Origin of the sequence: Kitasatospora sp. NPDC088264, assembly GCF_040685715.1 — a bacterium.
Lineage (GTDB): Bacteria > Actinomycetota > Actinomycetes > Streptomycetales > Streptomycetaceae > Kitasatospora.
This window is the reverse complement of sequence record NZ_JBFBIR010000140.1, coordinates 1-1713: the sequence shown is the minus strand read 5'-3', so window position 1 is coordinate 1713 and position 1713 is coordinate 1. Positions and strand designations below refer to the sequence as shown.

Below are 1713 nucleotides of genomic sequence, written 5' to 3'. Positions count from 1 at the left end.
GCCGCGGGGCGCCGGCCGTGATCTTTACTTAAACCCTTCCCGCGCCCCATACCCCCGGCGCCGCCCCCGGTGTTTGGCGCGGGGGGCCCCCGGCGGCAGTGGTACGGCGGGAACGCGATTAGTCGTCGCCGCGCAGGATCGCGATCAGGCGCAGCATCTCGACGTAGATCCAGACCAGCGACAGGGTGAGCCCGAAGGCGGCCCGCCAGGCCTCCTTCTGCGGCGCGCCCTGGGCGATGCCCTCTTCGATCGCCGCGAAGTCCAGCGACAGGAAGAAGGCGCCGAGGGCGATGCCGATCAGGCCGACCACGATGCCCAGCGGGCCTGAACGCAGCCCCATGTCGGCGCCGAACGCCATCGCGATCATGTTGACCAGCATCAGCAGCACGAAGCCCATGGCAATCGCGATGCCGATCCGGGTGTAGCGCGCGGTGACCCGGATCCGGCCGCTCTTGTAGGCGAACAGCATCGCCGCGAAGACCGCCGCCGTGCCCAGCACCGCCTGGATCGCGATGCCGTTGATGACGGTGTTGAGCGCGTGCGTGACCGCGCCGAGCGCGAAGCCCTCAAGAGCCGCGTAGGTCAGGATCAGCGGCGGGCTGACGCTGCGCTTGAAGGAGACCACCAGGCCGACGACCATGGCCACCAGGCTGGCGCCGATCGCGAAGCCGAAGTTCTCGAACGGCAGCACGAACCAGGCCACCGCGCCGGCGGCGACCAGGGTCAGCAGCGTCATGGCCGTGCGCGCGACCACGTCGTCGAGCGTCATCCGCCCGGTGGCGGCGGGGCCGGCCGACGGCCCGTTGTACATCTCGTACAGCTGCTCGTCGGTCAGCGGGCCCTGCGCCTGCGGCTGCTGGGCGTAAGGGGTCCCCGCGTAGGGGTTGTTGCCGTACTGGCCCCCGGCCTGCGTGGTGGTACCGAACCCCGCGTAGCCGGGCTCGCGGGTGAAGGACCCCTCCCGCGAGAAGACCGGGTTGCTGCTTCTCATTGCACATTCCCTCCGTGGCGGCACTGCACCGCCCAGCCACCAGGGTAATGGCTTGGCAAAAATATCGGGATACGCCGCGAGGAGGATCACTGAACGACTCCCGGCGGGGACGCCGTCGGCGCCCCCGCGAGTCGAGCGGTGCCCGGAGCCGGACTCGAACCGGCACGGCCTCGCGGCCAAGCAGTTTTAAGCTGCCCGTGTCTGCGTTCCACCATCCGGGCGTCCTGAGGACGGACCCCTCCATCGGCCGGAGAAGAAGCGCTCCACCCCCGGTGCGGGCCACCCCAGAGCCTAGTCGCCCGCCTCGCCCTTTCGCATGTTCCCAGCCAGGGAAGTTGTCATGTTTCCTTGCGATCTGACGAACAGTCCGCAATTCGGCCACGAAGTGTACGAGTTCCGGCCACCGCCCAGCGCTCAGGGTCGGCGTCATACCCCAGGAGGAGGGCGTCACCTGGCCGTACGCCCAGCGGTGGTCAGGCCAACCGTCCGGCGGAGCGACGAGAACTCGTGATCACACGGCGGAGCATGGAGGTACGGCCGGGCGCCCCTGGCGGCCCGGCCGTCCAGGCGCCCAGCGCGTCTCCCGCAGCCCGCGACCACCAAGGAGCACCCCCGTGACCACGTCGACCGCAACCGCCGTCCGTACCGGCCTGGCGGCCGCCCGCGCCACCGGCCTCAACAAGGTCTACGGGGACGGGGAGACCCGCGTCGTGGCCCTCGAC

1 protein-coding gene, 1 tRNA gene and 1 pseudogene are annotated in these 1713 nt (G+C 70.2%); 1 reads left to right on the top strand and 2 read right to left on the bottom strand.

Annotated features, from left to right (window positions below; all coding sequences use genetic code 11):
* Nucleotides 1-118: 118 nt before the first annotated feature.
* Both AB0O82_RS38675 and AB0O82_RS38670 read right to left on the bottom strand, forming a co-directional pair.
* Nucleotides 119-991: a Bax inhibitor-1/YccA family protein gene (locus AB0O82_RS38675; RefSeq protein ID WP_363589740.1), complete on the bottom strand. Its 873-nt coding sequence runs from the start codon at nucleotides 989-991 to the stop codon at nucleotides 119-121.
* Between the two features lie 139 nt (nucleotides 992-1130).
* Nucleotides 1131-1212 (bottom strand) — tRNA-Leu (locus AB0O82_RS38670).
* A 393-nt stretch (nucleotides 1213-1605) separates the two neighbouring features.
* Here AB0O82_RS38670 and AB0O82_RS38665 point away from each other — a divergent pair.
* A pseudogene (locus tag AB0O82_RS38665) lies at nucleotides 1606-1713 on the top strand (ABC transporter ATP-binding protein); the annotation flags it as partial.

What these genes read in the sequence shown, in the direction of transcription:
- AB0O82_RS38675 (WP_363589740.1), bottom strand. Translation starts at nt 991, where the DNA reads ATGAGAAGCAGCAACCCGGTCTTCTCGCGGGAGGGGTCCTTCACCCGC.